Source organism: Methylocystis sp. (assembly GCF_051061225.1).
Classification (GTDB): Bacteria; Pseudomonadota; Alphaproteobacteria; order Rhizobiales; family Beijerinckiaceae; genus Methylocystis.
On the sequence record NZ_JBPFEB010000031.1, the window covers coordinates 1 to 25522 of the forward strand.

Consider the following 25522-nt stretch of genomic DNA (forward strand, 5'->3'; position numbering starts at 1 on the left):
CGAGCGCGTTGGCGAAAGCCAGCTCGGCGGCCGAGCCGCGCGGACCCATGATCAGGTCGATGTGAGCGACTTCGTTGCCCTCGCCGACGAGCGACTCGCCAACCAGCATCTTGTTGATAAGCGCCATGTGCGTTTCCTTTCGAAGAAACATGACACCCGCCTCGGGGGCGGGCCTTTTGGGAAGAAACCGTGCGCCTGCAGCGCCGGCCTTGAGAAGCGCCACGGACAGGAGTCGCGGCGCGCACTCAACCAGTGTCGCGCGCCCGGCCGATCAGGGCCGACGCGCGTGAAAGATCAGACGAGCTGACGCGCCAGCGCGAAAGCGTGGCGGAAGTCGAGGCAGAGCGGCTTGTCGGAGGTGACCATCTGCTTGAACAGGCCCGATTCCGTGCCGTATTTCACATTGCCGATGGCCAGCGCGCCGATGCCAAGCGCGCCATGCTCGGAAATGACAACGGCGTTGTCGTGCAGACCGCAACCCTCGACGCCCAGCGGCGGCACGGCGTTCACGTCGGCGGCGATCAGCAGGCTCTTCGCGGCCGCGAGATCTTCCTTGGAGAGCACCTGCACGCCGGCGCGGGCGGCGCAGAGCGCGATTTCGTGCTTCTGCAGCAGATCGCGCACCATCTCGTGGTTGGAGCCGTCGGCCGGCGTCACCTTGATGTTGAAGCGCTTGTTCATTTCGTCGGCCTGCTTGGCGACGCGATCGAGGCCGCTGTAGCCGACGACCGTCACCTCGGCGCCTTCCAGCGCCGCAATGACCGCGGAAGAATAGCCGACGACGCCGGTCGCGCCGTAGATGACGATCTTGGCGCCCTTGAGCTCACGGCCCTTCTTCTCGCGCAGCACCTTCTCGGTGCAGGCGACCATCGCGCCGGCGGTGGTGAAGGAGCCATAGGGGTCGGCGAAGAGCGACACTTCGAAGGGCTTCAGCAGCGCCTTTTTGGCCTCCTCGAGCATGTCGAGCGCCAGCACGGCGTCACGGCCCGCGAAGAAGATGCCGGTCCTGAGAGCGGCGGAGGGAGCGCGGGAGAACATGGCGTCCTGCACGAGCGCGGTGACTTCGTCGAGAGTCACATTGGTGTAGGGAATCGCCGCGTCGTAGCCGGCGTCCAGGGCCATGTTCACGTCGAAGGGGCTCATATGCTTCAAGGTGCTGAGCATATGCAGAATTGCTTTGGCCATTGGAATTTCCCCAACCTTTGTCATTCTGGCCGGCGCCCTCGGGCAATGGATGGGCGCGGCGGCAGGACAGGCTCCGGCGCTGTCGAGTCTCGATGGTCCCGGGCGCGGAACGGCGCAGCGGACCCGCCCGGAGCGACGACAGGCTTAGAACCCAGAACGCCGCCAATGTCCAGAGGCGAGTTGGGAAAACCCGCGCGATCGCCGCCCCACGGCGCCCCGAGGCTTTCCGGCAGGTTGACGCTCGCCGCGCTTTCCTCTTATAAGGCCTCCCGAACAGGGCTTGGCGCGAGAGCGGCGAGCCTTTTGCGTCGTTTCCACCCATCCATCAGCGGACCGCGGCCCACGCCGCTCCCGGCGGATGGAAGCGCTACAAGGTTTGAAAGGAAGTTCCATGTCCCGGCGTTGCGAGCTGACCGGCAAGGGCGTGCAGACGGGCAATCTCGTCAGCCACTCCAATCGCAAGACGCGCACGCGTTTCCTGCCCAATCTCGTCAATGTGACGCTGGCCTCCGAGGCGCTGGCGCGCTCGGTGCGCCTGCGCATTTCGGCTGCGGCCCTGCGCTCGGTCGAGCACCGCGGCGGCCTCGACGCCTTCCTGGCCAAGGCCAACACTGACGAACTGTCGCAGAACGCCCGCGAGCTGAAGCGCGAGATCGAGAAGAAGCAGGCCGGCGCGACCGCCTGATCGTCTTCAATCGGTCTGAATGGCCCCGTCGCTCTCAAGGCGCCGGGGCTTTTGTCGTTTGGCGAACATTGCAGGCTTCCGCGATGCAGGACAGCGTGACCTTGCCGGCGCCGCGAATCGCGCCCGAATGATCCCCTGCCTGTCCATCGGCGCCCGGCCCCTTAGCTAACCGCGTAACGGCGGGCGGCGAGGAGCGCGGAATGACCCATTTCATGTTCAGCACGGGCATTGAAAACAGTTGCCCGACAATCCGGCACGGACGCACGCGAGTCGACGAGATGGCGCTGACCGGCCATTACGAGCGTTGGCGCGAGGATTTCGATCTCGTTCAGGAACTTGGCGTGCGCACCCTGCGCTACGGCCTGCCGCTGTGCCTGACCTGGCCCGGCCCCGACCGCTATGACTGGGACTTCGCCGACCGCGTGTTCAACGATTTGCAGGTGAGAGAGATTTTCCCGATCGCCGATCTCTGCCATTTCGGCGTGCCGGACTGGATCGGGAACTTCCAGAACCCGGACTTTCCCGAATGCTTCGCCCGTTACACGACCGCTTTCGCCAAGCGCTTTCCCTGGATTCAGCTCTATACGCCCGTCAATGAAATGTTTGTCTGCGCGACCTTCTCCGCCGCCTATGGCTGGTGGAACGAACAGCTCGCGACCGACAAAGGATTCGTCACGGCGCTCAAGCATGTCGTGAAAGCCAATGTGCTGGCCATGCACGCCATTCTCGCCGTCCGCCCCGACGCGATCTTCGTGCAGAGCGAATCGACCGAATATTTCCATGCGGAGAACCCCGGGGCCATCGGTCCAGCCGAAATTCTCAACGAACGGCGCTTCCTGTCGCTCGATCTCAACTACGGACGGCGCGTCAATTCGCAGATGTTCTGCTTCCTGATGGATAATGGCATGAGCCGCGAAGAGTATGATTTCTTCATGCATCACAATCTCAAGAGCCATTGCATCATGGGCAATGACTACTACGGCGCGAATGAGCACAATGTGACGGACGACGGCAAGACGTCGTCCTCGGGCGAGATCTTCGGCTACAATGAAATCACGCGGCAGTATTACGACCGCTATCGCCTGCCGGTGATGCACACGGAGACCAACACCAACGAAGGCCCGAATGGCGACGAGGCCGTGCGCTGGCTCCGCAAGGAATGGGCGAATGTGCTGCGCGTGCGCAACAGCGGCGTGCCCATCGTTGGCTTCACCTGGTATTCGCTGATCGACCAGATCGACTGGGACGTCGCCTTGCGCGAATTGCGCGGCAAGGTCTGCCCGCTGGGTCTCTACGATCTGGACCGCAGACCGCGCGCCGTGGGCAAGGCCTACAAGCAACTGATCAAGGACTGGCGCGAGGTTCTGCCGGCTCAAAGCGTCTGTCTGACGGTGCCACTCGCGCGCTATGCCCAACGGCGCGGAACGCCATCGACACAGCGCCGCGCGCAGGAGACCGAAAAGACCGAGAGCGATTGACGCCAGGGAGCCCGTCCGGAGCCGCGGCGCGGCTCCGGACCCTGGTTGTTTCGATGGCCGCGCTACCCGCGAACGTCGGGCGGCGTCGCCTCGGCGGCAAGCTGCGCCAGCGCCTCGTTGATCGGCAATTGCGTCTGCTGCTGCGATCCGAGACGGCGCATCGAGATCGTGCGCTCCGCCGCTTCCTTCTTACCCGCCACGAGCAGCACCGGAACCTTCGCATGCGAATGTTCGCGCACCTTGTAGGTGATCTTCTCGTTACGCGCGTCGACGTCGACATTGAGCCCCAGCTTGCGCGCGGACGCGGCGATTTCATAGGCGTAGTCGTCCGCCTCCTGCGTGATCGTGCAGATCACGATCTGAAGCGGCGACAGCCACAGCGGCAGATGGCCCGCGTAATGCTCGATCAGAATGCCGGTGAACCGCTCCAGCGAGCCGAACATCGCGCGGTGGATCATCACCGGCGTCTTCTTCTCGCTGTCCTGCCCGATGTAGAAGGCGCCGAACCGCACAGGGAGATTGAAATCCACCTGCGTCGTGCCGCACTGCCACTCGCGGCCGATGGCGTCTCGCAACGTATATTCGAGCTTCGGACCATAAAAGGCGCCCTCGCCCTCCTGAATGCTGGTCTTCAGCCCGCGCCGCGCAAGTTCGTCGAGCACGCGCCCGAGCGCAGCCTCCGCCTTGTCCCAGGCCTCGTCCGACCCCACCCGCTTTTCCGGCCGCGTCGAGAGCTTCACGACGACGTCGTCGAAGCCGAAGTCGCGGTAGATCGTCAGGATGAGGTCGTTGATCTTCAACGCCTCGTCCATGATCTGGTCTTCGGAGCAGAAGATATGCGCGTCGTCCTGCGTGAAGGCGCGCACCCGCATCATGCCGTGCAGCGCGCCCGAGGGCTCGTACCGATGCACGACGCCGAACTCGGCGATCTTCACCGGCAGGTCACGGTAGGACTTCAGGCCGTTCTTGAAGATCTGCACATGGCCGGGGCAGTTCATCGGCTTGATGGCGAAAACGCGCTCGTCCTCCGTCTTGGTGACGAACATGTTCTCGCGATAGGTCTGCCAATGACCGGAGGTCTCCCACAAGGCGCGGTCGAGCACCTGCGGCGTGTTGACCTCCGCATAGCCCGCCGCCTTCTGGCGCCGGCGCATGTAGGACACGAGCGACTGGAACAGCGTCCAGCCCTTGGGATGCCAGAAGATCGCGCCCGGCCCCTCCTCCTGGAAATGAAAGAGGTCCATCTCGCGGCCAAGGCGACGATGGTCGCGGCGCTCGGCTTCCTCGAGGCGATGCAGATAGGCGTCGAGCTCCTCCTGGGTGGCCCAGGCGGTGCCATAGATGCGCGAGAGCATCGGCTTCGTCGAGTCGCCGCGCCAATAGGCGCCCGCGACCTTCATGAGCTTGAAGGCGGCGCCGATCTTGCCGACGGACGGCAGATGCGGGCCGCGACAGAGATCGAGCCAGTGTCCCTGCTTGTAGACGCTCAGCGGCTCGTCGGACTTGATGCTGTCGATCAGCTCGCCCTTGAAGGTCTCGCCCTTGGCGATGAACCAGGTCCTGGCGTGATCGCGGTCCCATTCCTCGCGCAGGATCGGCGCGTCGCGGGCGATGATCTCGCGCATCTTCTTCTCGATGACCGGAAGATCCTCGGGCGTGAACGGCTCGGCGCGATGGAAATCGTAATAGAAACCGTTTTCGATCACCGGGCCGATCGTCACCTGCGTGCCCGGATAAAGCTCCTGCACCGCCTCGGCCAGCACATGGGCGGCGTCATGACGGATGAGCTCGAGCGCGCGCGGGTCGTCGCGCGAGACGAATTCGATCCTGGAGTCCTTGCGGACGGGCTTCATCAGATCGACGAGTTCGCCGTCGAGCGCCATGGCGACGGTGCGCTTGGCGAGAGAGGGCGAGATGCTTTTGGCGATGTCGAAGCCCGTCACGCCGGCCTCGAATTGACGGGACGCCCCGTCGGGAAACGTAACAGCAACCATTTGTCGCTCCTGTCGCGCTCAATCGCCGACACGGATCGGCGTAAGTCGCTTGGCGTGGGAAGGAGCGGGTTTTAACGCGTCGCGCCCGCCGGCGCAATCGGGCGGTCAGCTCAACCGTGGCTACATTTTTTGTTTACATTTCTACGCCAGATTGAAGACATCTGAACCGACAATCTATTTTTTCGCCGAGATTTCAATGAAAGAGCTTTCTTTTGGCCCTGTGGCGCCCCCTTGCGTCGTTTTCCCCCGCACAAGCTGTTATCGCCCGGGACCGGGCGCCCTTCTGGCCCTGCTGCTTCTCGCCGTCGTCGTCTGGATCGACATGCAGTTTCTGCGCGTCACGTTCCGGAATGTCGAGCGCCCGGTCGCCATCGTCGGCGTCCCTCTGCTTCTGGCGTTCTATGGGCAGGCGCGGGCGCTCAATTGCCAGGTGGTGAGCGGATGCCGGATGCTGGGAATTTTCTTTGGCATGTTCCTGTCGGCCACGATTCTACAATATCTGTTCGCCATACACGGCGCCGGGCGTGAACTCGTCGATCAGCGCCTCCTCGCGATCGATCACGCCCTGGGCCTCGACCCTGCGACCTTCACGGCCCTTTGGGACCGTTCAGCCATCGCCTGCGACATGCTCTTCGTCATTTACAACAGCCTCCACTGGCAGATGGCGATCATCATCGTGGCCCTGCTTTTTCTGCGGGATTACGAAACATTTGACGCTCTCGTGATCTCGATGATCGCCCTGATCTTCATCGGGTCCGCGATTGCCGCCGCTGCGCCGGCCATCGGCTTCACCGGCGTCTCGGATATTGGTTTCACGAATACGGCTGTCGCGGGCGGTCGTGTCGGCCAGAGCAACTTTCTTGCGCTGCGCTCGGGGCTCATGCCGGTCATCGACCTCGACGACATGCCCGGCATCATCACTTTCCCCAGCGGCCACGCCGCTCTCGGCATGCTGATGATACTTGTGGCGCGCGGCGTTCCCTACGCTTTGTGGCCGTTCACGATTCTCAATCTGGCGATGCTGCCCAGCATCATCGTGCATGGCGGGCACTATTTCGCCGATATTATCGCGGGAGTTCTGATCATGCTTGTGTTCTGGCCGCTTGCGCGACGGCTGGCCGCTGGCGGCCAAAGGCTGAAAACGCGACAGACGCCGACCCCCCCTCTGGTCGGCGGCTGAAGAGATCAGCTATTCTTCGTCCTCAGCGTTCCGGTGCGCTTCGGAAACGGCGGACGCTACGTCGGCGACCGACAGGAACTCGTCCTTGTCCACCTCGCGCAGCAGGTCTTCCAGAGGTTCGGAGCTGTCCTTTGTCCAGTTGACCTCCTCTTTCCCGTGCTCGCGGATCAGATCGTCCTTCGAGATCGGGAAGCTCGTGCCGTGAAGGGCCTGGGTGACGGAGGCCACGCCAAAGGCGAAGCCCTTCGCCGGTCCCTTGTGGCCGCTGCCGCGGCCTTCGCCGGTGTTTTCGGTCGTTCGAGGCATCGCGTGTCTCCGCTAGTGCTTCTTGCCCTTGGAGGGGCCGCCCTCGGCGCGCTTGCCTTCCTCGATGAGCTGCTTGACGCGCTGGCCGCCCTTGTGGCCGAGCTCGGAATAGCCTTCCGGCCCCAGCTCTTCCTTGCGGATTTCGCCGCCCATCTTGCCCGCTTCCTTCACGGTCATCGGGGCGCCCTTGGCTTTCCCGCCGCCCTGGGAAGTCTGTTTACCTGGCATGATCTTTCCTTTCGCCATTGGTGGCGAAACCACTGGCTAGGCTTCGCCCTGATCCTCTTCTTCGTCACCGATGTCGTCGCCGGAGTCCTGGCGTTCGGCGTGCTTGCCCTCTTCGATGAGCTGCTTGACCCGCTGGCCGCCCTTGTGGCCTCCGAGACGACCCGCTTCCTCAACCGTCATCTGGCCGTGCCGGACCGGCGGCTTTTCTGGTTCCGTCTGTTTTTGCGGCATGGTTCCCTCCTTTCCGCAGGGGCGGCTCAGTGCCGTGGCTTTGTCTTGCCACCTTTCGCCGAACCGCCCTGGCTTTCCGCGCGCTTGCCTTCCTCGATCAGCTCCTTGACGCGTTCGCCGCCCTTATGGCCGCCCTTTTCACCGCCAAGATGGCCGGCCTCTTCGACAGTCATCTTTCCCTTGCCGGATTTCTCCGGCGGCCGTTCTGTCTGTCGCTGCGCCATGTCGCCTCTCCATCATCAAGCGCCCGAACCCTTCATCAGTGACGGGGTTTGCCGCGGCCCTTGCCGCCGCTTTCCTCTTCACCTTCCTCTTCCGTCGCGCCCTCGCCTTCGGCGCGCTTGCCTTCTTCGATGAGCTGCTTCACGCGCTGCCCGCCCTTATGGCCGAGTTCCGAATAGCCTTCCGGACCAAGCTGCTCCTTGCGCGCTTCGCCGCCCATCTTGCCGAGTTCGGAATAGCCTTCCGGGCCGAGCTGCTCCTTGCGGGCCTCGCCGCCCTTCTTGCCCATCTCGGAATAGCCTTCGTGGCCGAGCTGCTCCTTGCGGACCTCGCCGCCCATCTTGCCGATCTCGGAATAGCCTTCCGGCCCCAGCTCTTCCTTGCGGATCTCGCCGCCGATGCGGCCGGCTTCCTGAACCGTCATCGTGCCCTTGGCCTTTTCGGCGCCCTTTCCACCTTCCGTCCCATGCGTGCGGGCCATAGTGACCTCCCGTTACCAAAATGCGCTGGATGTTCTGGAGCCTTGCGGGCCCCTGCCGAAACGAACGCCCAAGCGCATGTTCCGGGCCTCGAGAGCCGCCTGCCGGCCAGCGCTATGTCCTGCCGAGCGGCCTTGCGCCTGGTGCTGGAACGCCGGCGTTTCAGACCCTGAAACACCGTTCGTTACTCGCCAGATTCCCGAGGCGATCAGCGCTAGATCGTTTGCGCGCCGAGCATGGGAAGTAAGTACGATTACGTAATTTCCTGTTCATGTAACAGTGAATGCACGAGGCTCCGCCAGAGCAGGTTTTTTCTTTATCGTCAGGCTGTTCGCAAGACGCTCGGGCACGACCTTTTTCCCCTGGCGCGCGTTTGAGGCGACATGAGCCCAACAGAACCGATGTCCGTCGAACGACTTGGCCGGACCGCCAAGCGCGCAATTTATGAAAGAGCCTTCGCCTATTTCGTCGCGGACAAATGGTGGATCGCGACGCTCGTCCTGCTCATCGGCGTTTCCGTGGCCGTCGGCCTGCTCGAAACCTGGCCGCTCGCCGTGCTCGTCGATTCCGTTCTCACGAAGGAACCAAAAGCCGGCTGGCTGCACGCCTATTTTCTGGCGCTGCTGCCGACGGACAAACCCGGCCAGATCGTCGGCCTCGTGCTCATCGGTCTCGCCTTGCAGGTGATCGGCTATTCCGCCTGGCTCGCCCGCAGCATGATCAATTACCACCTGAACTACTGGGGAACCACGCGCGTTCGCGCCGATCTTTTCGCCAAGCTGCAAAGGCTCGATCTTGCCTGGCATCACGCTCGCCCGCAGGGCGACGCCATCTATCGCCTCACGACCGACGCCTTCGGCCCCTGGGGCATCGTCGACATCGTCATCGGCACCTCGGTGGCGGCCGTCACGCTCACCGTGATGACGATGATCCTCGTGTCGCACAATCCGCCGCTCACATTCGCGGCCTATTCGGTCGCGCCGCTGATCGTCTGGAGCAACTGGCGCTTCGGCATGCGCATTCACAAGCGTGCGCTGGAGTCCAAGCAGATCGACGCGGACCTCACGTCGCATATCCAGCAGGCGATGGTCCGCGTGCCGCTGGCGCAGGCGTTCCGGCGCGAGAGCTTTGAGTTCGGGCGCTTCGAGCAGGCGGTCGCCCGAAGCGTCACGGCGCTGCTGCGCCTCAACTGGCAGGAGCAGCTCTATCCCTTCGCGCGTGACCTCATTCTCTCCGTCGGCGGCGCCATCATTCTCGGCTATGGTGGCTGGCTCGTCTATCGCGACCAGTTTCTCGCGCCGGCTCCCGGAGGCATGACCGTCGGCGCGCTGATCATCTTCATGGACTATCTGCGCAAGCTCTGGGACCCGCTGAAGTGGCTGGCGGAATTCTTCTCGAAAGTGCGCACCTTCGAAGCGGCCGCGCGGCGCGTTTTCTTCGTACTCGATGAACCCGAGCAGATCAGGGACAAGCCCGGCGCGCGACCGCTCCCGCCGAAGCCGAGACATCTGGCCTTCGACGATGTGTCGTTCAGCTATCGTCCCGGCCGCATGGTTGTGAGCGAGCTCCGAGCGACCATCGCGCCGGGAGAGATGGTCGCCTTCGTCGGCCCGAGCGGCGCGGGCAAGAGTTCGCTTCTGAAGCTCATGCTGCGGTTCCATGATCCGGTACAGGGAGCGCTGCGTCTCGACGGCCTTGACTATCGCGATATCCGGCTCGCCGATCTGCGTGCGCATTTCGCCTATGTCACGCAGGACACTCTCGTGCTCCCCACAACCGTGGCGGAAAACATCGCTTATGGGCGCCCCGCCGCCGGCATGGCCGAGATCGAGGACGCCGCCGCGCTCGCGGGCGCCTCGACCTTCATCGCGGAGCTTCCGCAGGCTTATGGGACGACGCTGAGCGAAGGCGGCGCCAATCTCTCGGGCGGGCAGCGCCAAAGATTGGCGATCGCCCGGGCGCTGTTGAGCGAGGCGCCCTTCCTGGTCCTCGATGAACCGACCAGCGCTCTCGATCCCAGCAATGAGACATTGCTGATCGAGACGCTCCATCGCCTCAAACGTCGTCGCACCATCGTGCTCGTCACCCACCGGCTGGCGTCCGTCGTCGATTGCGACCGCATCCATGTGGTCGAGGCAGGCCGCATCGCGGAGAGTGGAACGCATTCCGAGCTTCTCGCGAGAACGGGCGCCTATGCGCGCTTGTGGCGACAAGGCGAGACGGAGACGGCGCCCGGTCGCCGGCGCGCGGCCCTGCCCCACGGACGGCGGCGCCTCACGCAAAAGAGCGTGGCCGAGCGGTAAGGACGCCGCGTCTCTTACAGCCACGTTAACCACAGATTGCCTTCAGGAACGGCGCGCGCCACGGCGTCAGCTTGACCATTTGTCGCGAGCGGGCCGCTTTTTATCGCCGGATGCAAACAATTTTACATGTCCGGCTAAACGTCTGGTCAGAGGGCGCGCGCTAACACTTCGGACCATCAGGTAATCACTGAATAACCACCTGGCCGCGCGGTTTTCACAGCAAAGCGGACGCGGCCAGAGGCTCGGGCAGGAGCTGGGAATGAAACAACTGGTCTCGAAAGAACTCTACGATTATTGGAACAGCCTGAAGGGCGCGCGCCTTGCGCCTGAACGCAATGACATCGACCTCGCGTCGATCCGTCATCTCCTCGCCAATGTCTTCATTCTCCAGATCGACCGCTCCGGCCGCTACCCGCTGGAGATGTGCGGCACCCGCATCAACGCTTTCCGCCTCGCGGACCAGAAAGGCCGCTCGTTCCTCGAATTTTGGGACGAGCAGGATCGCGACGCGATCGTCGCGGCCATTTCCGCCGTGACCGATGAGGCCCGCCCGGTTGTCGTGGGCGCGCGCAGCGGCGCGGGCGACCTGTCGCGCCTCGACGCGGAACTGCTGCTGCTGCCGCTGCGGCACTCCGGAAAGACGCATTCGCTGGCGCTCGGCGCGCTGACGCCCGCGCATGAGCCTGAGTGGCTTGGGCGCAAGACCGCGCCCGCGCTGCATGTCAGTTCCCTGCGCGTGCTGGACGGCAGGGACGCGAGCTTCGCCGGCCGCTCGGCAAGGACCGCCAGCCGCCCCCGGCTGGTTCTTCACGAAGGCGGCAAGAGCGCCTGTTTCGGCGCGTGACGCGATCCTCGTTTCTCAATGCAGCCCAGGGGCCTCGTGACCCGTATGCGCGACATATTCCGTGTAGCCGCCGTCATATTTATGGAGCCCATCCGGCGTGAGCTCCAGAACGCGGTTCGAGAGCGCGGCAAGAAAACGCCGGTCATGCGACACGAAGAGCATGGCGCCCTCGTATCCGGCGAGCGCGGCGATGAGCATCTCCTTCGTCGCGAGATCGAGATGGTTGGTCGGCTCGTCCAGAACCAGGAAGTTCGGCGGATCGTAGAGCATCTTCGCCATGACCAGACGCGCCTTCTCGCCGCCCGATAGCACACGGCATTTCTTCTCCGCGTCGTCGCCGGAAAATCCGAAGCAGCCCGCGAGCGTGCGCAGGGATCCCTGGCCCGCCTGCGGAAAGGCGTCCTCCAGCGTCTCGAAGACCGTGCGGTCACCGTCGAGAAGCTCCATGGCGTGCTGCGCGAAATAGCCCATCTTCACGCTGGCGCCGATGGTCACGTCGCCCGTGTCGGGCGTCGCGGCGCCCGCGACGAGCTTCAGCAGCGTCGATTTGCCGGCGCCGTTCACGCCCATGACGCACCAGCGCTCCTTGCGCCGCACAGCGAAGTCGAGGCCCTCGTAGATACGGCGGGCGCCATAGCTCTTGTGCACATTCTTCAGCGTCGCCACGTCCTCGCCGGAGCGCGGCGCCGGCGGAAAGTCGAAAAGGATGGTCTGCCGCCGGCGTGGCGGCTCCACCTTCTCGATCTTGTCGAGCTTCTTCACGCGGCTCTGCACCTGCGCGGCGTGGGAGGCGCGCGCCTTGAAGCGTTCGATGAACTTGATTTCCTTGGCCAGCATCGCCTGCTGCCGCTCGAACTGCGCCTGCTGCTGCTTCTCGGCCAGCGCGCGCTGCTGCTCGTAGAATTCGTAATTCCCCGCGTAGGTGGTCAGCGCGCCGCCGTCGATCTCGATGATCTTGTTGACGATCCGGTTCATGAACTCGCGGTCGTGCGAGGTCATGAGCAGCGCGCCGTCGTAGCCTTTCAGGAAGTCCTCGAGCCAGATGAGGCTTTCGAGATCGAGATGGTTGCTCGGCTCGTCGAGCAGCATGGCGTCGGGACGCATGAGCAGGATGCGGGCGAGCGCCACGCGCATCTTCCAGCCGCCCGACAGCGCGCCCACGTCGGCGTCCATCATCTCCTGCGTGAAATTCAGCCCTGCGAGAACCTCGCGGGCGCGCCCCTCCAGCGCATAGCCGTCGAGCTCCTCGAAGCGGGCCTGCGCCTCGCCGTAGCGCAGAATGATGTCGTCCATGTCGTCGGCCTGGTCGGGATCGGCCATGGCGGATTCCAGCGACCTCAATTCGGCGGCGACCGCGCTCACCGGTCCGGCCCCGTCCATGGCCTCCGTCACGGCGCTCTGGCCGGACATTTCGCCGACGTCCTGATTGAAATAGCCGATCGTGACGCCCCGTTCGACGGAGACCTGGCCCTCGTCCGGCTGCTCCCGCCCGGTCATCATGCGAAACAGCGTCGTCTTTCCGGCCCCGTTCGGCCCGACGAGCCCGACCTTTTCGCCCCTCAGAAGCGCGGCCGACGCCTCGATATACAGAATCTGGGAGCCGTTCTGCTTGCTGACGTTGTCGATGCGAATCATGGGACCTGCGGGGGAGAAGACGGACCGCGCCCCATACGCCAGTCGACGCGGCCGCGAAAGAGGGGCGCGAGGTCGTCGGCCCTGCTGAAGGCGTCAGTCAGGCGAGGAATTCGGTCGACGCCTTGAACTCCTCGATTGTCCACCCCCGCTCCATCAGAATGGACTTCACCCATTGCGGCGGGTGCGCGCCGCGGCCGGACCAGGTGTCGCCGCTGACGTGGTTCCTGTATTTCGGGGCGGTGGCCCGGGGCGCACGCTCAGCCGTTTTCGAAGCGACAGGAGAGGACGATTTGCCGTCCAGTTCCGGAAAGAGATCCGCCAGATCGAGTCCGGCGGTTCTGAGTTTCTGCTCGATATCGGCCCGAAGCGTCTCCCTTTGCGCGTCCTTGCGACGCGCAAGCTCCTCATTCGCCCGGTGAATGAGGGACATGATTTCAAGGTCGGACAGATTGGCGAACTCGTCGCTCATTTTCTTTGGCGCTCCGGAAAAGATCGTGCTTACTTACTATTCACGATGAGGCATAAATCAACTCCTCTCTACGGTAAAGGTTGCGCTGACCCCGTGGGCGACAGGGACGGCCCCATCCCCGGCCGGCCGCCTTGCCGGCCGAAGCCGCAGGCCCGGGCGCTCCGGACATGAAGGGTAAGGAGCTGCGGCTTTTCATCGAACAGGCGCCTGTCGCCATGGCGATGTTTGACCGGGACATGCGCTATGTCGCCGCGAGCCGGCGCTGGCTCGACGAGCGAAAGCTTGACAGTTCGATCGTCGGTCGCTCGGCCTATGAGGTGCACCCCGACGCGCTGGCCCAATTCGGTGACGCACATCGCCGCGCGCTGGCGGGAGAGTCGATCACCCGCCGGGAGGAACGCCTCCTCGCGCCGCATGGGCCCGTTCAGTGGGTGGACACCGAGATGCGCCCCTGGCGTGATGAGACCGGGCAGATCGGCGGCGTCGTCGTCTTCGCGGAAGACATCACCCAAAGGAAGCGCGCCGAGGAAGCGTTGCGAAAAAGCGAGGAACGCTACCGCTATGCGCTCGAAGCCGCCAATGACGGCATTTGGGACTGGGACCTGAAAACCAACGAGGCGACGTATAGCGACGCCTATTTTCGAATGCTGGGCTATGACGCCTCCGAGTGGACCGCCGATAGCGCGGGTTTCTGGATCGCGGCGCTGCATCCGCAGGAGCGCGACCAGATCGTGCGCCTCGCGCGCGAACGGCTGAAGGAGCCCGGCCATTATCACCTGGAGTTCCGGCTTCGGGCGAAGGATGGGTCCTACCGCTGGATCCTCAGCCGAGGAAAAACCGTCGAATGGGACGAAGACGGCGCGCCCGCCCGCGCGATCGGCACCCATGCCGACATCACCGAGCGCAAGCAATCCGACGAAGCCCTGCGGGAAAGCTCGAAGCGCCTTGGTCTGGCCCAGTCGGCCGCGCAAATCGGAATCTGGGACTGGGACATCGTCTCCGGCAAAAGCTCCGTGAACAGCGAGTTTCGCGCAATCCTCGGCTATGACGCCGGACGCGCCGCCTCCCACGACGACCTGACCTTGCGCGCACATCCCGATGATCGCGCCGCTTACGAGGAGAAGATCGCCGCGGCGCTCGCGGGCGGCGAAGCCATCGACGCCGAGCTGCGGGTTCTGCGCGAAAACGACGGCGCCCTGCGCTGGATCAAATCCAAAGGGCAACTCATGTTCGACGCCGCCGGCCGCCCCGTCAGGGCGATGGGCGCGATCTTCGACATCACCGAGTTGAAAGGAGCGCAGGAGCTTCTCCTCAAACGCTCGGAAGACCGCTATCAGCGCATCGTCGAAACGTCCCTGGAGGGGATATGGCTCCTCGACACGGACGCCAACACCATCTTCGTCAATCCCAGGATGGCCGAGATGCTCGGCTATTCCTACGAGGAAATGATTGGCCGACACCTGACCTCCTTCATGGACGAGGAGTGGATCGACCTCGCCCGGTCGAAGCTCGCGACGCGTGAAGCGGGCTCCGTGGAAACCCACGACTTCAAGTTCAGGCGCAAGAACGGCTCTGAATTATGGGCTTTGTTGAGCTGCCGGCCCGTCTTTGAGGACGGTCGCTACACGGGCGCGCTGGCGATGGTGACCGACTTCACGGAGCGCAAGCGGCTGGAAGAGCAGATCCAGGCGCAACTCCGCCTCCTTGAGGAGAGCGACCGCCGCAAGAACGACTTCCTCGCCACGCTGGCGCATGAATTGCGCAATCCGCTCGCGACCATCAATCTGACGATCGAACGCGTCGAAGCCGACTATCCGGCGACGGGCGGCGATCGGGCGGAGGATGTGCTGGCGCTGAGACGGGCGATCCGGCAGGGGCGCCACCTCGCGCGGCTTGTGAACGACCTCGTGCAGGTCTCGCGGATCAATCAGGGCAAGATCGAATTGAGAAACGAGCGGGTCGATCTCGTGGCGCTGATCCCCGAGGCCGTGGAGCTGCTGCGCGCCAAGATCGACCAGAAGAACGCGCAACTGGTCGTGCAGCTTCCGCAGGAACGATTGCCGATCATCGGCGACCCTGTGCGTCTGATTCAGGCTTTCGGCAATCTGCTCGACAACGCCGCGAAGTTCATCGAAACCGGCGGACGCATCGAAATCGCGGCGCGGCGCGCGGGGCGAGACGCGATCGTGACGGTGCGAGACGATGGCGCGGGCATCCCGCCCAACCAGCTCTCGTCCATTTTCGAGCTGTTTCGTCAGATGACGCACGGGGCCGAACGAAACGCGGAGGGTCTGGGGATCGGCCTTTCCCTCGCGCGGCAATTGGTTCTGCTGCATCGGGGCGACATCCAGGCGAACAGCGAGGGTCCAGGCAGGGGCAGCCAGTTTGTTGTCAAGCTGCCGCTGGAAAACGGCTGAGAGTCAGCTGTCACATCCTGTTCGCCCGGGCGCTCTGCACGAGCGCGCTTGCGTTCGCACAGGTCTGATTGCGCGTGAGGCGCCTGTGCTGGCGGCGCATGGGCGCGGGCGCGTCCACACCCTCCGGGCGCGCGTTCTAGAACTTTTTCACGGTGATCCCGTGCTTCTGGAGCGCATAGCCGATCTGCCTCGGGGTCAAGCCGAGCAGACGCGCGGCCTTCGCCTTCACCCATCCGGCGCGCTCCATCGCCTCCACGAGTTTCTCGTAGTCGGTGCGCGGATCCTTGTCGATCACCTTGCAATTCACGGCGCCTGGACAGGTTTCCCCGACGCCGGGGGCGCCGACGCTCTCCTCCTCCAGCGGCGGCTTCGCAGCCGGCGCCTGCGCAGGCGCCACGATCGGCAGCGGCGTGACCTCGCCCGGCCATTTCGAGGATGTCCCGCCCCAGAGGATCGCCGAAAGACAGCCGTCCTTGCGGCAGGAAAAGTCCTTGTCGACGATGACGTCGCCATGCGCGAGCGTCGCCGTGCGGTAGATGCAGTTTTCGAGTTCGCGAATATTGCCGGGAAAGCCGCATTCCTCCAGCACGCCCATGGCGGATTCGGACAGGCGCAGCTTTACGCCCTGCTCGCCATTGTAGCGACGCAGGAATTCATTGGCCAACGGGGCAAGATCGCCCTTGCGTTCGCGCAGGGGCGGCAGGAAGATCGGCACGACGCTGATGCGATAGTAGAGATCCGCGCGAAATTCGCCGCGCTGCACCGCCTGCTCCAGATTGCGATTGGTCGCGCAGACGATGCGCACATCGACTTTCAGGGTCCGCGCGCCGCCCACGCGCTCGAACTCCCCTTCCTGCAGGACGCGCAGCAGCTTCGCCTGGAAGGCGGGCGTAATCTCGCCAATCTCATCGAGGAAGAGCGTTCCGCCATGCGCCAGTTCAAAGCGACCCTTGCGGAGATTGGCGGCGCCAGTGAAGGCGCCGCGTTCATGCCCGAAGAGCTCGGATTCAAGCACACTCTCGGGCAAGGCCGCGCAATTGAGCTTGACGAATGGCATGTTGCGCCGTGGCGACTGATCGTGGATGGCCGCGGCGAACAGCTCCTTGCCGGTGCCGGACTCGCCGCGCAGCAACACGGTTGATTTGGATTTCGCGACGATCCGGATTTTCTCGACGACCGCGTGCACCGCGGGGCTGTCGCCCACAATACCCTTGAGTCCTTCCGCGCGCACCTCCGGCGGGATGGCCCGATCCGCCTTCTCCCGCCAGGCGCTTTCCAGCATCAGCCGCTCGCGGTCACGCGCGATCAGCTTGTGCAGACGCAGCGTCTGCCCCACGAGATTGGCGATCATTGTCAGAAAGCGCACGTCGTGATCGAACAGCACGGACGACCGCTTGTTGCGCACGCGATCGACGGTAAGCGTGCCGACCACCGCGTCGCCGTCCTTGATCGGAACGCCGATCATCGAAAAGGATTGCCCGTCTTCCGTTCCCCAATCCGAGAGGTCGACGCCCTCGAAAAGCGGAGACGAGGCCACGTCCTCGACCACAACAGGCATCTTCGTCGCAACGATCTGACCGACGGCGCGTTCGGGAAGGCGCTCGAAGAACAGCTTCGCGGCGCCTTCGCTCCATCCCGAGCCGACGACGACTTCCGGCGAGCCCTTTGCATCCAGAATGGCGATCAGACCATGCCGCATGTCGAGGAAGCTCGACAGAAGCGTCAGCACGCCCGCCAGCACATTCTCGAGGCGGGCGGGCGACGCCAGCAGTTTGGAGATTTCATAGATGCCGACCAGCGCGGTTTCGCCGGAGACTGTCGCGCGCGTCGGCGCTGCGCTCACGGCGCCGCCGAGTTCAAGACCCATCTGCGAGCCTCACACATATCTTGGAAGTCATAATCATTCCAAATGCAATAGACGCGCCAGCACGGGCGCCAAACCAAAAATGGCGTCTTATCCGCCGCTTCCGTTCGTGTGACGCTCGCCGCCGCCGCCTTTCGCGGGCCGGCAAGTGACGTGATTTTGCCCAGGCGCCCATTCCCCCGGCGCCCATTTTGCGCGGCCCGGACACAACCGGCGAATGTCGCGTTGCGGACATATCTCCGACCGCTTTGCGACAAGCCGGAGCCCCCGCGGCGACCCCGCCGATGGACGAGCAAACCCATTTTTTACAATAGCTTCGCGCAACTTTTTACCCATGGCACGCTTGTTGCGGACCGACGGTCAACGCCACCGGCAAACTTTGGAATTGTTCCAGACGCCCTTCTCGCGGGGTCCCGCTTCAAGCCTGTGAGGTTCAGCATGGACGACTCTCATTCCTTCGACGCCTACGAGCCCGAGCCGGCCGCGCTCGATGACATCATGCAAAAGATCGCCGAGCACAAAGGTTGCGGCACGACGGGCGGCAGCGGCAAGGCGAGCTGCGGTTCGGGCGCCGGCGAGGGCGACATGCCCGCCGAGATCTGGGAAAAGGTCAAAAACCACCCCTGCTACAGCGAGGAGGCGCATCATCACTATGCGCGGATGCACGTCGCTGTCGCGCCGGCGTGCAACATCCAGTGCAACTACTGTAATCGCAAATATGATTGCGCCAATGAATCGCGCCCCGGCGTGGTGAGCGAGAAGCTGACCCCGGAACAGGCCGCGAAGAAGGTGCTCGCCGTCGCCTCCGCCATTCCGCAGATGACTGTTCTCGGCATCGCCGGCCCGGGCGACCCCCTCGCCAATCCCGGCAAGACGTTCAAGACCTTCGAGCTGATCGCCGAGGCCGCGCCAGACATCAAGCTCTGCTTGTCGACCAATGGTCTCGCGCTTCCGGACCACGTCGAGACCATCAAGAAGTTCAACGTCGATCACGTCACCATCACCATCAATATGACGGATCCGGACATTGGCGCGGAGATCTACCCCTGGGTCTTCTGGAAGCACAAGCGCGTCACCGGCAAGGAGGCCGCCAAGATCCTCACCGACCGCCAATTGCAGGGCCTGGAGATGCTGACCGCCAACGGCATTCTCTGCAAGGTGAATTCGGTGATGATCCCTGGGGTCAATGACGACCACCTCGTGACGGTCAACAGAGAGGTCAAGTCGCGCGGCGCCTTCCTGCACAACATCATGCCTCTCATCTCCGCCCCCGAGCACGGCACGGTCTTCGGCCTCAATGGACAGCGCGGCCCCTCGGCGCAGGAACTCAAGGCCCTGCAGGACAGTTGCGAGGGCGAGATGAACATGATGCGGCACTGCCGCCAATGCCGCGCCGACGCCGTCGGCCTGCTCGGTGAAGATCGCAGCGCGGAGTTCACGACCGACAAGATCATGGAAATGGACGTGAACTACGACCTGTCGGCGCGTCAGGCCTATCAGGAGAAAGTCGAGGAAGAGCGTCAGGCGAAAGTTGCGGCGCGCAACGCCGAGCTCGAAGACCTCGCTGGCGAAAATGCCGATCTGAAGATCCTCGTCGCCGTCGCCACCAAGGGCAGCGGCCGCATCAATGAACACTTCGGACACGCCACCGAATTTCAGATCTACGAAGTCTCCAGCAGTGGCGCAAAGTTTGTCGGCCACCGCCGCGTCGATCTCTACTGTCAGGGCGGCTACGGCGAAGATGATGCGCTGGAAACGGTCGTGCGCGCCATCAATGACTGCACGGCGGTGTTCGTCGCAAAGATTGGCCACTGCCCGAAGGACGATCTCATCAAGGCGGGAATCGATCCGGTGGATCAATACGCCTACGAGTTCATCGAACAGTCGGCGATCGCCTACTTCAAGGATTACCTCGCCAGAGTGAAGAGCGGCGAGATTGTCCATGTCACGCGCGGAGACGCCGACATCCGCCAGGGCGCCTTCGTCCCCGTGAACGCCTAACGCCAGCAAAGGAGCTGAAAACATGGCCTACAAGATTGTCGCCTCTCAATGCACGTCGTGCTCGGCCTGCGAGGCGGAATGCCCGAATGTCGCCATATCTGAAAAGAACGGGACCTTCGTCATCAACCCCAAGAAATGCACCGAATGCATCGGCCATTTCGATGTGCCGCAATGTGTCGCGGTCTGCCCCGTCGACAACACCTGCGTGATCGATGCCTCCTATCCCCGCTACCAGCCGAGCGCCTGAATGAAAATCGACTTCACCCCCGCCGCCGAGAAATTCATCCGCCGCCTCGTCATGTTCGATGGCGGCCCGGGATACGGCCAGCGTCTGTTGGTGTCTCCGGGCGGCTGCTCGGGAATGTCGGCGGAATTCTCGGTCGAGCCGGCGCCAGGAGAGGGCGAGCAGGTCTATCCCCACGGACAGTTCAAGCTCTTCCTGCCGGCGCAAAGCCGGATGCTTCTCGACGGCGTGACCATCGACTTCAAGGAGACGGCGACCTCCACAGGCTTCGCCTTCATCGATCCGAAGGCGAAGAGCTGTGGTTGCTCGACAACCGAAACCCCCGCCTTCGAGGGCACACACTAAAGAGTGAAACATGGTTTATGGCGCGGCGATGCAGTCTGATGCGATGAGCGGTCCGGAGTTTTCGGCTGCCGCCATCCTCGGGGAGGGACTCCCGGAGGACGCCGCGCGTCTGCTGCACGCCGCCGCCATGGCCTATGACGTTGACGATGTCGCTCTCAACTATCTGATGGAGGCGCGGTTGCTCGCGCCGACACATCCGGCCACGCTCATCGGCCTCTACCGATTCTATTTCTACAAGGGACGTCTCGCCGACGCGCTCGCCGTCGCACGAACTTGCCTCACGCGCGCGGCCATCGACAATTCGCTGTCTCTCGACTGGCGCGAGGTACGACCGGCGGACGCCCCCTTCGGCGACTTCGACGCCGTTGGCGCACGCTTCTTCATGTTCTCTCTGAAGGGCTACGCCTATCTGAGCATGCGCCTCGGCGCATTCGAAGAAAGCGCAGCCGCCATAGATAAGCTTCTCGAACTCGATCCGAGCGACAAGGTCGGCGCCAGGGTCTTGCGCGACGTGCTTGAGCGCAGGGGGCTCGAAGATGTCGAGTGACGACATTGACGAAGCCATCGACTGGCGCGGGGCGCCCGTGGATTGCTCGACCTGCGCCCATCGCGATCGTCTTTCGGATGGCCGATGCAAGCCCTTGCGCGCCTGCGTCCACGACCGATATGCGCGCCGCATCGACCGCTTTTTCGACTGGAACCCGGACCTCGCCGGCTCCTATGTCACGCACCCGTATTTCGAGGTGCGCGCCTGCGCGGCCAAAGCCGCGGAGATTTTCCTCCTCCCTGCGTTGCTGAGCGATCCCGAGGAAGCCGTGCGTTGGAGCGCGGCGCGCCGCCTGCCGCGTCGCTATATTCTCAAGTTGCGGGACGATCCCCACCGCGAAGTGCGCATCCGCATCGCCGGAAGGCTGGAGAACACCGACCTTCTTCCGATGATGTCGGACGAAGATTACGCGGTGCGTCAGGCCGTCGCGAAGCGCCTGCCCGGCGACCTTCTGGTGCTGATGATCAATGACCCTGACGCTGGCGTCCGCCGCATCGTGGCAAGCCGCATCGCCCAGGCGGCGCTCATGCGTCTTGCCCGCGACAAGGACCCTGTGGTCCGCCTCGAAGCGGCCAAACGCGTGGAGCCCAGCGACCTGAATGCGTTGGCGAACGATCCCGACTGGCGCATCCGTTACGAGGTCGCACAACGCGCGGATCCGAAGGTCGTCTCCTCACTCGCTCATGACGACGATCCGCTGGTCCGCGAATGTGCGGCGGAGCGTCTCGCCATCGCGGGCGAGCAAGCGCCTTCCAACGTCATCTTCGCCCAGACCCGGAGCGATCCATGACCAATATCAGCCGAGACAGCGATCACGTCGAACTGGATGGCCCACCCTATTTCGATTACGGAGACAAAGTCCGCGCACGTCGAACCATCCGCAACGACGGCACCTTCCCGGGAAAGGACATCGGGGAAATCCTCGTGACCAAGGGCGAGGTCGGCTATGTCGTCAACATCGGCACCTTTCTCCAGCAATTCTACATCTACGGCGTCGAATTCGAGTCCACCGGCCATCGCGTGGGCATGAAGCGCAAGGAACTCGAGGCGATCGAACTCGCTGGCGAGGAGGAGGACTCATGAGCGGACCGGCACGATATGACTGGGGTATGCGCGTGCGCGCGACAACCGACCTCATGAACGACGGCTCCTACCCGGATCGCGCCGAGGACGAGCTTCTCGTCAGGAACGGCGACATCGGCGAAATCGTCAATGTTGGCGCCCATGTTGAATCGGAGACGACAATCTATCTCGTCGAATTCTCGCCCCAGCTCGTCGTCGGCTGCTTCGAAGAAGAGATCGAACCCATCCAACCCGCTTTTGAAACGGCCAACGAAAGAGGCGCAACGTGAAAGTCATGATCCGCAGAGATTCCGAAGGCGTGCTCTCGGCCTATGTTCCGAAAAAGGATCTCGAGGAGCCGATTGTCGCCGTAGAGACCCCGGAAATGTGGGGCGGCTCCGTGACGCTCGCAAATGGGTGGAAGCTGCAGCTCCCCGCGATGGCCGCCGGCACCAGCCTGCCGATCACGGTGGAAGCCAAGAAAATCGGCGGAGAGGAAAGATGACCATCGCTCCTGCGCAGGTCACGCAAATCGACGCCGCCCTCGCGACGGCGCTCGCCGACGCGCAGACCGTCGCCGCCATTCGCCAGCTTGCGCCGGGGCTCCTGGTCACGCGTTGCGACCAGATCGACATGCGCGACGAGACGCCGTTCCGCGTCTATAAAAGGCTTTCCCTCTATCTCGTCGATGGGCGCGATCACTGCTGGAAGATCACTCAAGACCCTGCCTGCGCAACGGGCCTCGCCATTGCGCCAAATGGAGGCGTCTCATGAAGACAACGCTCCTGCCCCTCAATGATCCCGATCTGACGCAGGCCGATCTTGACGCCGTCATGGACATCATGCAGTCGCAATGCCTCTCGATGGGCGCCGTGGTCGACGCCTTCGAGGAGGAATTCGCACGCTACTCCGGCCGCAAGCATGCCATCGCCGTTTCGAGCGGAACCATTGGCATGCTGCTCATCCTCCGCGCGCTTGGAATTGGCCCGGGCGACGAGGTCGTCACGTCCTCCTATTCCTTCCGCGAAGCGACGCACGCCATCGCGCTCGCCGGCGCCCGTCCTGTTTTCGCCGATATTGACTATTGGGCCGGCACACTCGACCCAGAAAAGGCGCGAAAGGCGCTGACGGAGAAGACGCGCGCGATCGTCGCCTCCAACACCAACGGCCACCCTGCCCCATGGGCGGCGTTTCGCGCTCTCGCCGCGGAAGCAAACGTCGCCTTGATCGAGGATTCGACCGAAGCGATCGGCTCGGTCTATCAGGGCAAACTCGTTGGCTCCTTCGGCGATTGCTCCCTGTTCGATTTCTCCCAACCGGGCGCGCTGATCTGCGGTGAAGGCGGCATGATTGTCACCGACAGCGACGACACCGCCGCCACGCTGCGGCGTCTTCGAAGCCGGAAGATCGATGAGCGCTCCTCCGTTGTGCTCGGCGGTTGGCCGCCGCTGCAAGCCGGGCTCAGCGACATGGCGGCAGCCCTCGGCCTCTCCCAATTGCGCCGCATCGAACTGCTGCTGGCGCGGCGAAAGCGCGTCGAGCGCTGGTTCCTGGAATATGTGCGCTCTTTCGAGGGCATCAAGGACCCCTATATCGCGCCAGACGTCGAGCAATGCCACTGGTTCCTCTATGTGGTGCACCTTGGAACGCGCTTCACGCGATCGAGCCGTGACGCGATTGTCGAGGATCTCCGACAGGAGAAGCTCGGGGCCTGCGGCTACGCCAACCCGCTGCATCTCCAGCGCTACTATTTCGATCTCGGCTACCGTCGCGGCGATCTCTTCGTGACGGAAAAAGTCGCCGAGCGCGCTGTCGCTCTTCCGTTCCACGCTCATCTCACCGAAGAACAGGTCGCGTTCATCGTTGGCACAATGAAGGACGCATCGATCAACATCGGCGCGGGAACGGCCATTTATCTCTAACGGCGGAGACGCCATGACATCAAAAGGAGCACTCTCATGCCAACTGTGACCATTCTTCCTTCCGGAAAAACTGTCGAAGCGTCCGCCGGGAGCCGCCTGCTCGACGCGATCCTCTCCGCCGGCGAAGCGATCGTCAGCAAATGCGGCGGCGAGGCGAAGTGCGGACAGTGTCATGTCTTCGTTCAGGAAGGAAAGAAGTCTCTCTCGAAGACAACGCGAACCGAGAACGAGAAGCTCGACGCCATGGTCGGCGTCGGATCGAAATCACGACTCGCCTGTCAGGCGCTTCTCGGCGCCGAAAATGTAACTGTCGAATTGCTCGGCTTCGACTCCGGCTTTTGACAAGACAAAGGAGACAAACATGACTGACAATGTTCTGATTCATGTCCGCTTCAACAATGACGGCACGGTTCAGGAAATCAGCGAGCGCCCCAGTGCTCTGACCCCGCAGCAATGGTTTACGAAACTGTCCGAAAAGGCGGGCAACGCTTTCCAGGCGCTGACGGGCGGACGCGGCGTGTTCCGGCTCTCCGCCGACGAGATCAACGCGCTGAAGTCCGCCGTGTTGCAGTGAAGGAACGTCCGATGCCTGGCGAAAGGATCACATCATGATCGGTGAAATTCTGACGGCCTTTCGTCGAGGCGACGTCGTGCCATATCTCGGCCCCGGCGTAACGGGTCTGGCGGGGGACGCAGCTCCCCCGTCGAGGCCCGAGGCGCTCGTCGCTGAACTTGTCGCCGGCGCGACCGTGCCGCACAAGATTCGCAACAATCTGACAGCGGCGGCGCAATATATCGAGAACTTCAAGCATCGCAAGACGCTCACCTGTCTCATGGCGAAGGCGTTCGGCCAGAGTTGCGAACCCACTCCTCTCCATCAGTGGCTTGCCGCCCAGCCGCAGACGCGGCTGATCGTTCAAGCCTGGTACGATGACCTGCTGATCAAGGCCTTTGAAGGACAAAGCGACTGGGGCGTGGTGCAGGGCGTGACCCAAAGCGAACATTTCGGCGACTGGGTGAACTGGATCCGGCCTGATGGCTCCGTGGCGCCGGCGAGAGCTTTCCTTCGCGACGGCTCAGGCGCCAAGGCGCCGGCCGAAGCGCCCGAAGAGACGTTCGCATGGCGCAGACTCATCTACCAGCCGCTCGGCTCCGTCTGGCCAGCGTCCAATTTCATCGTGTCCGACTCCGACTATGTCGAGGTTCTGACGGAAATCGACATTCAGACGCCGATTCCCGACACCGTGCATTCCATCCGCAAGGGGCGCAGCTTCCTCTTCCTCGGCTGCCGTTTCACGAACCAGCTCGAACGGAGCTTCGCCCGCCAGATCATGAAGCGCTCTTCGGACGCCCATTGGGCCGTCATCGAGGGCGAGCTGACGCGCAACGAAGAAAAATTCCTTCGTGAGCAGAATATCACACGCATCGACGCCAATCTCGCGGAGTTCGCCGCCTCGCTGGCGCAATCCGACCTCGCCGCCGTGGCGGCTTGACCTTGAAAGCGCAGGCATGATCGAGGATCTTCCGACAGTCTTCAAATACCATGTGTTCACTTGCTTCCAGCAGCGCCCGCCCGGGCATCCTCGCGGCAGTTGCATGGGGTCGGGCGCCAAGCCCCTGTGGGAGCGCCTTCAGGCGAAACTCAACGCACAACCCAATCCGGACATCGCTGTGACGGCGACGGGGTGTCTCGGCTTTTGCAGAGCGGGACCGCTGATGGTCGTCTATCCCGAGGGCGTCTGGTATACGCCGCGGACGGAGGCCGACATCGACGAGATTTTCCAGTCGCATTTCATAGATGGCAAAGCTGTCGAACGCCTCATCATCGTTCCGCAGCTCTGATCTCAGGAGAAGCTGAAAAAAGGAAAGCCGCCGGCGCCT

General features: G+C 63.3%; 31 protein-coding genes. 20 read left to right on the plus strand and 11 right to left on the minus strand.

The features are described from left to right. Both ACR652_RS06825 and ACR652_RS06830 read right to left on the minus strand, forming a co-directional pair. On the minus strand, positions 1-223 hold a 223-nt coding region (locus ACR652_RS06825), incomplete at its 3' end, for a formaldehyde-activating enzyme (RefSeq protein ID WP_434505768.1). Positions 224-294: 71 nt separating this feature from the next. Then, the gene (locus tag ACR652_RS06830) at positions 295-1185 is read right to left on the minus strand and encodes an NAD(P)-dependent methylenetetrahydromethanopterin dehydrogenase (protein WP_434505769.1); all 891 of its coding nucleotides are present in this window, start codon (positions 1183-1185) and stop codon (positions 295-297) included. A gap of 391 nt (positions 1186-1576) precedes the next feature. Between ACR652_RS06830 and rpmB the strand changes: the two genes are divergently transcribed. Both rpmB and ACR652_RS06840 read left to right on the plus strand, forming a co-directional pair. After that, positions 1577-1870 carry a 50S ribosomal protein L28 gene (rpmB, locus tag ACR652_RS06835; protein WP_434505770.1) on the plus strand — a complete coding sequence of 98 codons (294 nt, stop codon included), beginning with the start codon at positions 1577-1579 and terminating at the stop codon, positions 1868-1870. 200 nt (positions 1871-2070) lie between these two features. Continuing rightward, positions 2071-3348 carry a family 1 glycosylhydrolase gene (locus ACR652_RS06840; RefSeq protein WP_434505771.1) on the plus strand — a complete coding sequence of 426 codons (1278 nt, stop codon included), beginning with the start codon at positions 2071-2073 and terminating at the stop codon, positions 3346-3348. A 62-nt stretch (positions 3349-3410) separates the two neighbouring features. On the opposite strand, the gene thrS is transcribed toward ACR652_RS06840, so the two are convergent. Then, positions 3411-5342, minus strand: a complete 1932-nt coding sequence (thrS, locus tag ACR652_RS06845; RefSeq protein WP_434505772.1) for a threonine--tRNA ligase — start codon at positions 5340-5342, stop codon at positions 3411-3413. 196 nt (positions 5343-5538) lie between these two features. On the opposite strand from thrS, the gene ACR652_RS06850 reads away from it, so the two are divergent. Next, on the plus strand, positions 5539-6522 hold the full coding sequence (locus ACR652_RS06850; RefSeq protein ID WP_434505773.1) for a phosphatase PAP2 family protein: 984 nt from the start codon (positions 5539-5541) through the stop codon (positions 6520-6522). A 9-nt stretch (positions 6523-6531) separates the two neighbouring features. Here ACR652_RS06850 and ACR652_RS06855 read toward each other — a convergent pair whose 3' ends face one another. From ACR652_RS06855 to ACR652_RS06875, 5 genes are read right to left on the minus strand one after another with little or no spacing between them, the layout of a single operon-like run. Continuing rightward, on the minus strand, positions 6532-6828 hold the full coding sequence (locus ACR652_RS06855) for a hypothetical protein (RefSeq protein ID WP_434505774.1): 297 nt from the start codon (positions 6826-6828) through the stop codon (positions 6532-6534). A 12-nt stretch (positions 6829-6840) separates the two neighbouring features. Beyond that, a complete protein-coding gene (locus tag ACR652_RS06860; RefSeq protein ID WP_434505775.1) occupies positions 6841-7056 on the minus strand; it encodes a hypothetical protein in 216 nt (71 codons plus the stop codon). Between the two features lie 36 nt (positions 7057-7092). After that, positions 7093-7287, minus strand: a complete 195-nt coding sequence (locus ACR652_RS06865) for a hypothetical protein (RefSeq protein WP_434505776.1) — start codon at positions 7285-7287, stop codon at positions 7093-7095. A 26-nt stretch (positions 7288-7313) separates the two neighbouring features. Further along, entirely contained in the window at positions 7314-7511 is a 198-nt protein-coding gene (locus tag ACR652_RS06870; RefSeq protein WP_434505777.1) for a hypothetical protein, read from the minus strand. A gap of 35 nt (positions 7512-7546) precedes the next feature. After that, positions 7547-7990 carry a KGG domain-containing protein gene (locus tag ACR652_RS06875; protein WP_434505778.1) on the minus strand — a complete coding sequence of 148 codons (444 nt, stop codon included), beginning with the start codon at positions 7988-7990 and terminating at the stop codon, positions 7547-7549. Between the two features lie 381 nt (positions 7991-8371). On the opposite strand from ACR652_RS06875, the gene ACR652_RS06880 reads away from it, so the two are divergent. Then, positions 8372-10291 (plus strand): ABC transporter ATP-binding protein, encoded by a 1920-nt coding sequence (locus ACR652_RS06880; protein WP_434505779.1) that lies wholly within the window; start codon positions 8372-8374, stop codon positions 10289-10291. A 259-nt stretch (positions 10292-10550) separates the two neighbouring features. Continuing rightward, the gene (locus ACR652_RS06885; protein WP_434505780.1) at positions 10551-11135 is read left to right on the plus strand and encodes a PAS domain-containing protein; all 585 of its coding nucleotides are present in this window, start codon (positions 10551-10553) and stop codon (positions 11133-11135) included. Between the two features lie 15 nt (positions 11136-11150). Here the strand turns inward: ACR652_RS06885 and ACR652_RS06890 are convergent, their stop codons facing one another. Both ACR652_RS06890 and ACR652_RS06895 read right to left on the minus strand, forming a co-directional pair. Then, positions 11151-12770 (minus strand): ABC-F family ATP-binding cassette domain-containing protein, encoded by a 1620-nt coding sequence (locus ACR652_RS06890; RefSeq protein WP_434505781.1) that lies wholly within the window; start codon positions 12768-12770, stop codon positions 11151-11153. Positions 12771-12867: 97 nt separating this feature from the next. Beyond that, positions 12868-13239, minus strand: a complete 372-nt coding sequence (locus tag ACR652_RS06895) for an H-NS family nucleoid-associated regulatory protein (protein ID WP_434505782.1) — start codon at positions 13237-13239, stop codon at positions 12868-12870. A gap of 167 nt (positions 13240-13406) precedes the next feature. On the opposite strand from ACR652_RS06895, the gene ACR652_RS06900 reads away from it, so the two are divergent. After that, positions 13407-15656 carry a PAS domain-containing sensor histidine kinase gene (locus ACR652_RS06900; RefSeq protein ID WP_434505783.1) on the plus strand — a complete coding sequence of 750 codons (2250 nt, stop codon included), beginning with the start codon at positions 13407-13409 and terminating at the stop codon, positions 15654-15656. Positions 15657-15792: 136 nt separating this feature from the next. On the opposite strand, the gene nifA is transcribed toward ACR652_RS06900, so the two are convergent. Next, entirely contained in the window at positions 15793-17523 is a 1731-nt protein-coding gene (gene nifA, locus ACR652_RS06905; RefSeq protein ID WP_434505784.1) for a nif-specific transcriptional activator NifA, read from the minus strand. Between the two features lie 435 nt (positions 17524-17958). On the opposite strand from nifA, the gene nifB reads away from it, so the two are divergent. From nifB to ACR652_RS06975, 14 genes are read left to right on the plus strand one after another with little or no spacing between them, the layout of a single operon-like run. Continuing rightward, complete coding sequence (nifB, locus tag ACR652_RS06910; protein WP_434505785.1) at positions 17959-19521, plus strand: nitrogenase cofactor biosynthesis protein NifB; 1563 nt, start codon at positions 17959-17961, stop codon at positions 19519-19521. A 22-nt stretch (positions 19522-19543) separates the two neighbouring features. Then, positions 19544-19768, plus strand: coding sequence for a 4Fe-4S dicluster domain-containing protein (locus ACR652_RS06915; protein ID WP_434505786.1), 225 nt, complete (start codon positions 19544-19546; stop codon positions 19766-19768). Next, positions 19769-20110: a HesB/IscA family protein gene (locus ACR652_RS06920; RefSeq protein ID WP_434505787.1), complete on the plus strand. Its 342-nt coding sequence runs from the start codon at positions 19769-19771 to the stop codon at positions 20108-20110. A 10-nt stretch (positions 20111-20120) separates the two neighbouring features. Next, positions 20121-20657: a hypothetical protein gene (locus ACR652_RS06925; protein WP_434505788.1), complete on the plus strand. Its 537-nt coding sequence runs from the start codon at positions 20121-20123 to the stop codon at positions 20655-20657. After that, positions 20647-21447, plus strand: a complete 801-nt coding sequence (locus ACR652_RS06930) for a 4Fe4S-binding leucine-rich repeat protein (RefSeq protein ID WP_434505789.1) — start codon at positions 20647-20649, stop codon at positions 21445-21447. The genes ACR652_RS06925 and ACR652_RS06930 overlap by 11 nt, the downstream gene beginning before the upstream one ends. Continuing rightward, on the plus strand, positions 21444-21740 hold the full coding sequence (locus ACR652_RS06935) for a nitrogen fixation protein NifZ (RefSeq protein WP_434505790.1): 297 nt from the start codon (positions 21444-21446) through the stop codon (positions 21738-21740). Before ACR652_RS06930 ends, ACR652_RS06935 begins: the two co-directional genes overlap by 4 nt. After that, positions 21737-22009, plus strand: a complete 273-nt coding sequence (locus ACR652_RS06940) for a nitrogen fixation protein NifZ (protein WP_434505791.1) — start codon at positions 21737-21739, stop codon at positions 22007-22009. The genes ACR652_RS06935 and ACR652_RS06940 overlap by 4 nt, the downstream gene beginning before the upstream one ends. A gap of 5 nt (positions 22010-22014) precedes the next feature. Then, positions 22015-22224, plus strand: coding sequence for a putative nitrogen fixation protein NifT (gene nifT / locus ACR652_RS06945; RefSeq protein WP_434505935.1), 210 nt, complete (start codon positions 22015-22017; stop codon positions 22222-22224). Beyond that, complete coding sequence (locus tag ACR652_RS06950; protein WP_434505792.1) at positions 22221-22493, plus strand: hypothetical protein; 273 nt, start codon at positions 22221-22223, stop codon at positions 22491-22493. Before nifT ends, ACR652_RS06950 begins: the two co-directional genes overlap by 4 nt. Then, positions 22490-23641 (plus strand): DegT/DnrJ/EryC1/StrS family aminotransferase, encoded by a 1152-nt coding sequence (locus ACR652_RS06955; protein WP_434505793.1) that lies wholly within the window; start codon positions 22490-22492, stop codon positions 23639-23641. The genes ACR652_RS06950 and ACR652_RS06955 overlap by 4 nt, the downstream gene beginning before the upstream one ends. Positions 23642-23677: 36 nt before the next feature. Continuing rightward, entirely contained in the window at positions 23678-23983 is a 306-nt protein-coding gene (locus tag ACR652_RS06960; protein ID WP_434505794.1) for a 2Fe-2S iron-sulfur cluster-binding protein, read from the plus strand. Positions 23984-24002: 19 nt separating this feature from the next. Then, a complete protein-coding gene (locus ACR652_RS06965) occupies positions 24003-24215 on the plus strand; it encodes a hypothetical protein (protein WP_434505795.1) in 213 nt (70 codons plus the stop codon). Positions 24216-24249: 34 nt separating this feature from the next. Beyond that, positions 24250-25134: an SIR2 family NAD-dependent protein deacylase gene (locus tag ACR652_RS06970; protein WP_434505796.1), complete on the plus strand. Its 885-nt coding sequence runs from the start codon at positions 24250-24252 to the stop codon at positions 25132-25134. 16 nt (positions 25135-25150) lie between these two features. Then, the gene (locus tag ACR652_RS06975) at positions 25151-25483 is read left to right on the plus strand and encodes a (2Fe-2S) ferredoxin domain-containing protein (protein ID WP_434505797.1); all 333 of its coding nucleotides are present in this window, start codon (positions 25151-25153) and stop codon (positions 25481-25483) included. Positions 25484-25522: the final 39 nt, after the last annotated feature.

Excerpts from the sequence above, each read along its gene's own strand:
- ACR652_RS06900 (WP_434505783.1), top strand. The coding sequence starts at position 13,407 with ATGAAGGGTAAGGAGCTGCGGCTTTTCATCGAACAGGCGCCTGTCGCC.
- ACR652_RS06895 (WP_434505782.1), bottom strand. The coding sequence starts at position 13,239 with ATGAGCGACGAGTTCGCCAATCTGTCCGACCTTGAAATCATGTCCCTC.
- ACR652_RS06935 (WP_434505790.1), top strand. The coding sequence starts at position 21,444 with ATGACCAATATCAGCCGAGACAGCGATCACGTCGAACTGGATGGCCCA.
- ACR652_RS06960 (WP_434505794.1), top strand. The coding sequence starts at position 23,678 with ATGCCAACTGTGACCATTCTTCCTTCCGGAAAAACTGTCGAAGCGTCC.
- ACR652_RS06880 (WP_434505779.1), top strand. The coding sequence starts at position 8,372 with ATGAGCCCAACAGAACCGATGTCCGTCGAACGACTTGGCCGGACCGCC.
- ACR652_RS06975 (WP_434505797.1), top strand. The coding sequence starts at position 25,151 with ATGATCGAGGATCTTCCGACAGTCTTCAAATACCATGTGTTCACTTGC.
- ACR652_RS06970 (WP_434505796.1), top strand. The coding sequence starts at position 24,250 with ATGATCGGTGAAATTCTGACGGCCTTTCGTCGAGGCGACGTCGTGCCA.
- ACR652_RS06965 (WP_434505795.1), top strand. The coding sequence starts at position 24,003 with ATGACTGACAATGTTCTGATTCATGTCCGCTTCAACAATGACGGCACG.
- ACR652_RS06950 (WP_434505792.1), top strand. The coding sequence starts at position 22,221 with ATGACCATCGCTCCTGCGCAGGTCACGCAAATCGACGCCGCCCTCGCG.
- nifA (WP_434505784.1), bottom strand. The coding sequence starts at position 17,523 with ATGGGTCTTGAACTCGGCGGCGCCGTGAGCGCAGCGCCGACGCGCGCG.
- ACR652_RS06830 (WP_434505769.1), bottom strand. The coding sequence starts at position 1,185 with ATGGCCAAAGCAATTCTGCATATGCTCAGCACCTTGAAGCATATGAGC.
- ACR652_RS06930 (WP_434505789.1), top strand. The coding sequence starts at position 20,647 with ATGTCGAGTGACGACATTGACGAAGCCATCGACTGGCGCGGGGCGCCC.
- ACR652_RS06915 (WP_434505786.1), top strand. The coding sequence starts at position 19,544 with ATGGCCTACAAGATTGTCGCCTCTCAATGCACGTCGTGCTCGGCCTGC.
- thrS (WP_434505772.1), bottom strand. The coding sequence starts at position 5,342 with ATGGTTGCTGTTACGTTTCCCGACGGGGCGTCCCGTCAATTCGAGGCC.
- ACR652_RS06885 (WP_434505780.1), top strand. The coding sequence starts at position 10,551 with ATGAAACAACTGGTCTCGAAAGAACTCTACGATTATTGGAACAGCCTG.
- ACR652_RS06955 (WP_434505793.1), top strand. The coding sequence starts at position 22,490 with ATGAAGACAACGCTCCTGCCCCTCAATGATCCCGATCTGACGCAGGCC.
- ACR652_RS06850 (WP_434505773.1), top strand. The coding sequence starts at position 5,539 with ATGAAAGAGCTTTCTTTTGGCCCTGTGGCGCCCCCTTGCGTCGTTTTC.
- ACR652_RS06875 (WP_434505778.1), bottom strand. The coding sequence starts at position 7,990 with ATGGCCCGCACGCATGGGACGGAAGGTGGAAAGGGCGCCGAAAAGGCC.
- ACR652_RS06920 (WP_434505787.1), top strand. The coding sequence starts at position 19,769 with ATGAAAATCGACTTCACCCCCGCCGCCGAGAAATTCATCCGCCGCCTC.
- ACR652_RS06840 (WP_434505771.1), top strand. The coding sequence starts at position 2,071 with ATGACCCATTTCATGTTCAGCACGGGCATTGAAAACAGTTGCCCGACA.
- nifT (WP_434505935.1), top strand. The coding sequence starts at position 22,015 with ATGATCCGCAGAGATTCCGAAGGCGTGCTCTCGGCCTATGTTCCGAAA.
- ACR652_RS06925 (WP_434505788.1), top strand. The coding sequence starts at position 20,121 with ATGGTTTATGGCGCGGCGATGCAGTCTGATGCGATGAGCGGTCCGGAG.
- ACR652_RS06860 (WP_434505775.1), bottom strand. The coding sequence starts at position 7,056 with ATGCCAGGTAAACAGACTTCCCAGGGCGGCGGGAAAGCCAAGGGCGCC.
- ACR652_RS06870 (WP_434505777.1), bottom strand. The coding sequence starts at position 7,511 with ATGGCGCAGCGACAGACAGAACGGCCGCCGGAGAAATCCGGCAAGGGA.
- ACR652_RS06890 (WP_434505781.1), bottom strand. The coding sequence starts at position 12,770 with ATGATTCGCATCGACAACGTCAGCAAGCAGAACGGCTCCCAGATTCTG.
- rpmB (WP_434505770.1), top strand. The coding sequence starts at position 1,577 with ATGTCCCGGCGTTGCGAGCTGACCGGCAAGGGCGTGCAGACGGGCAAT.
- ACR652_RS06865 (WP_434505776.1), bottom strand. The coding sequence starts at position 7,287 with ATGCCGCAAAAACAGACGGAACCAGAAAAGCCGCCGGTCCGGCACGGC.
- ACR652_RS06855 (WP_434505774.1), bottom strand. The coding sequence starts at position 6,828 with ATGCCTCGAACGACCGAAAACACCGGCGAAGGCCGCGGCAGCGGCCAC.
- nifB (WP_434505785.1), top strand. The coding sequence starts at position 17,959 with ATGGACGACTCTCATTCCTTCGACGCCTACGAGCCCGAGCCGGCCGCG.
- ACR652_RS06940 (WP_434505791.1), top strand. The coding sequence starts at position 21,737 with ATGAGCGGACCGGCACGATATGACTGGGGTATGCGCGTGCGCGCGACA.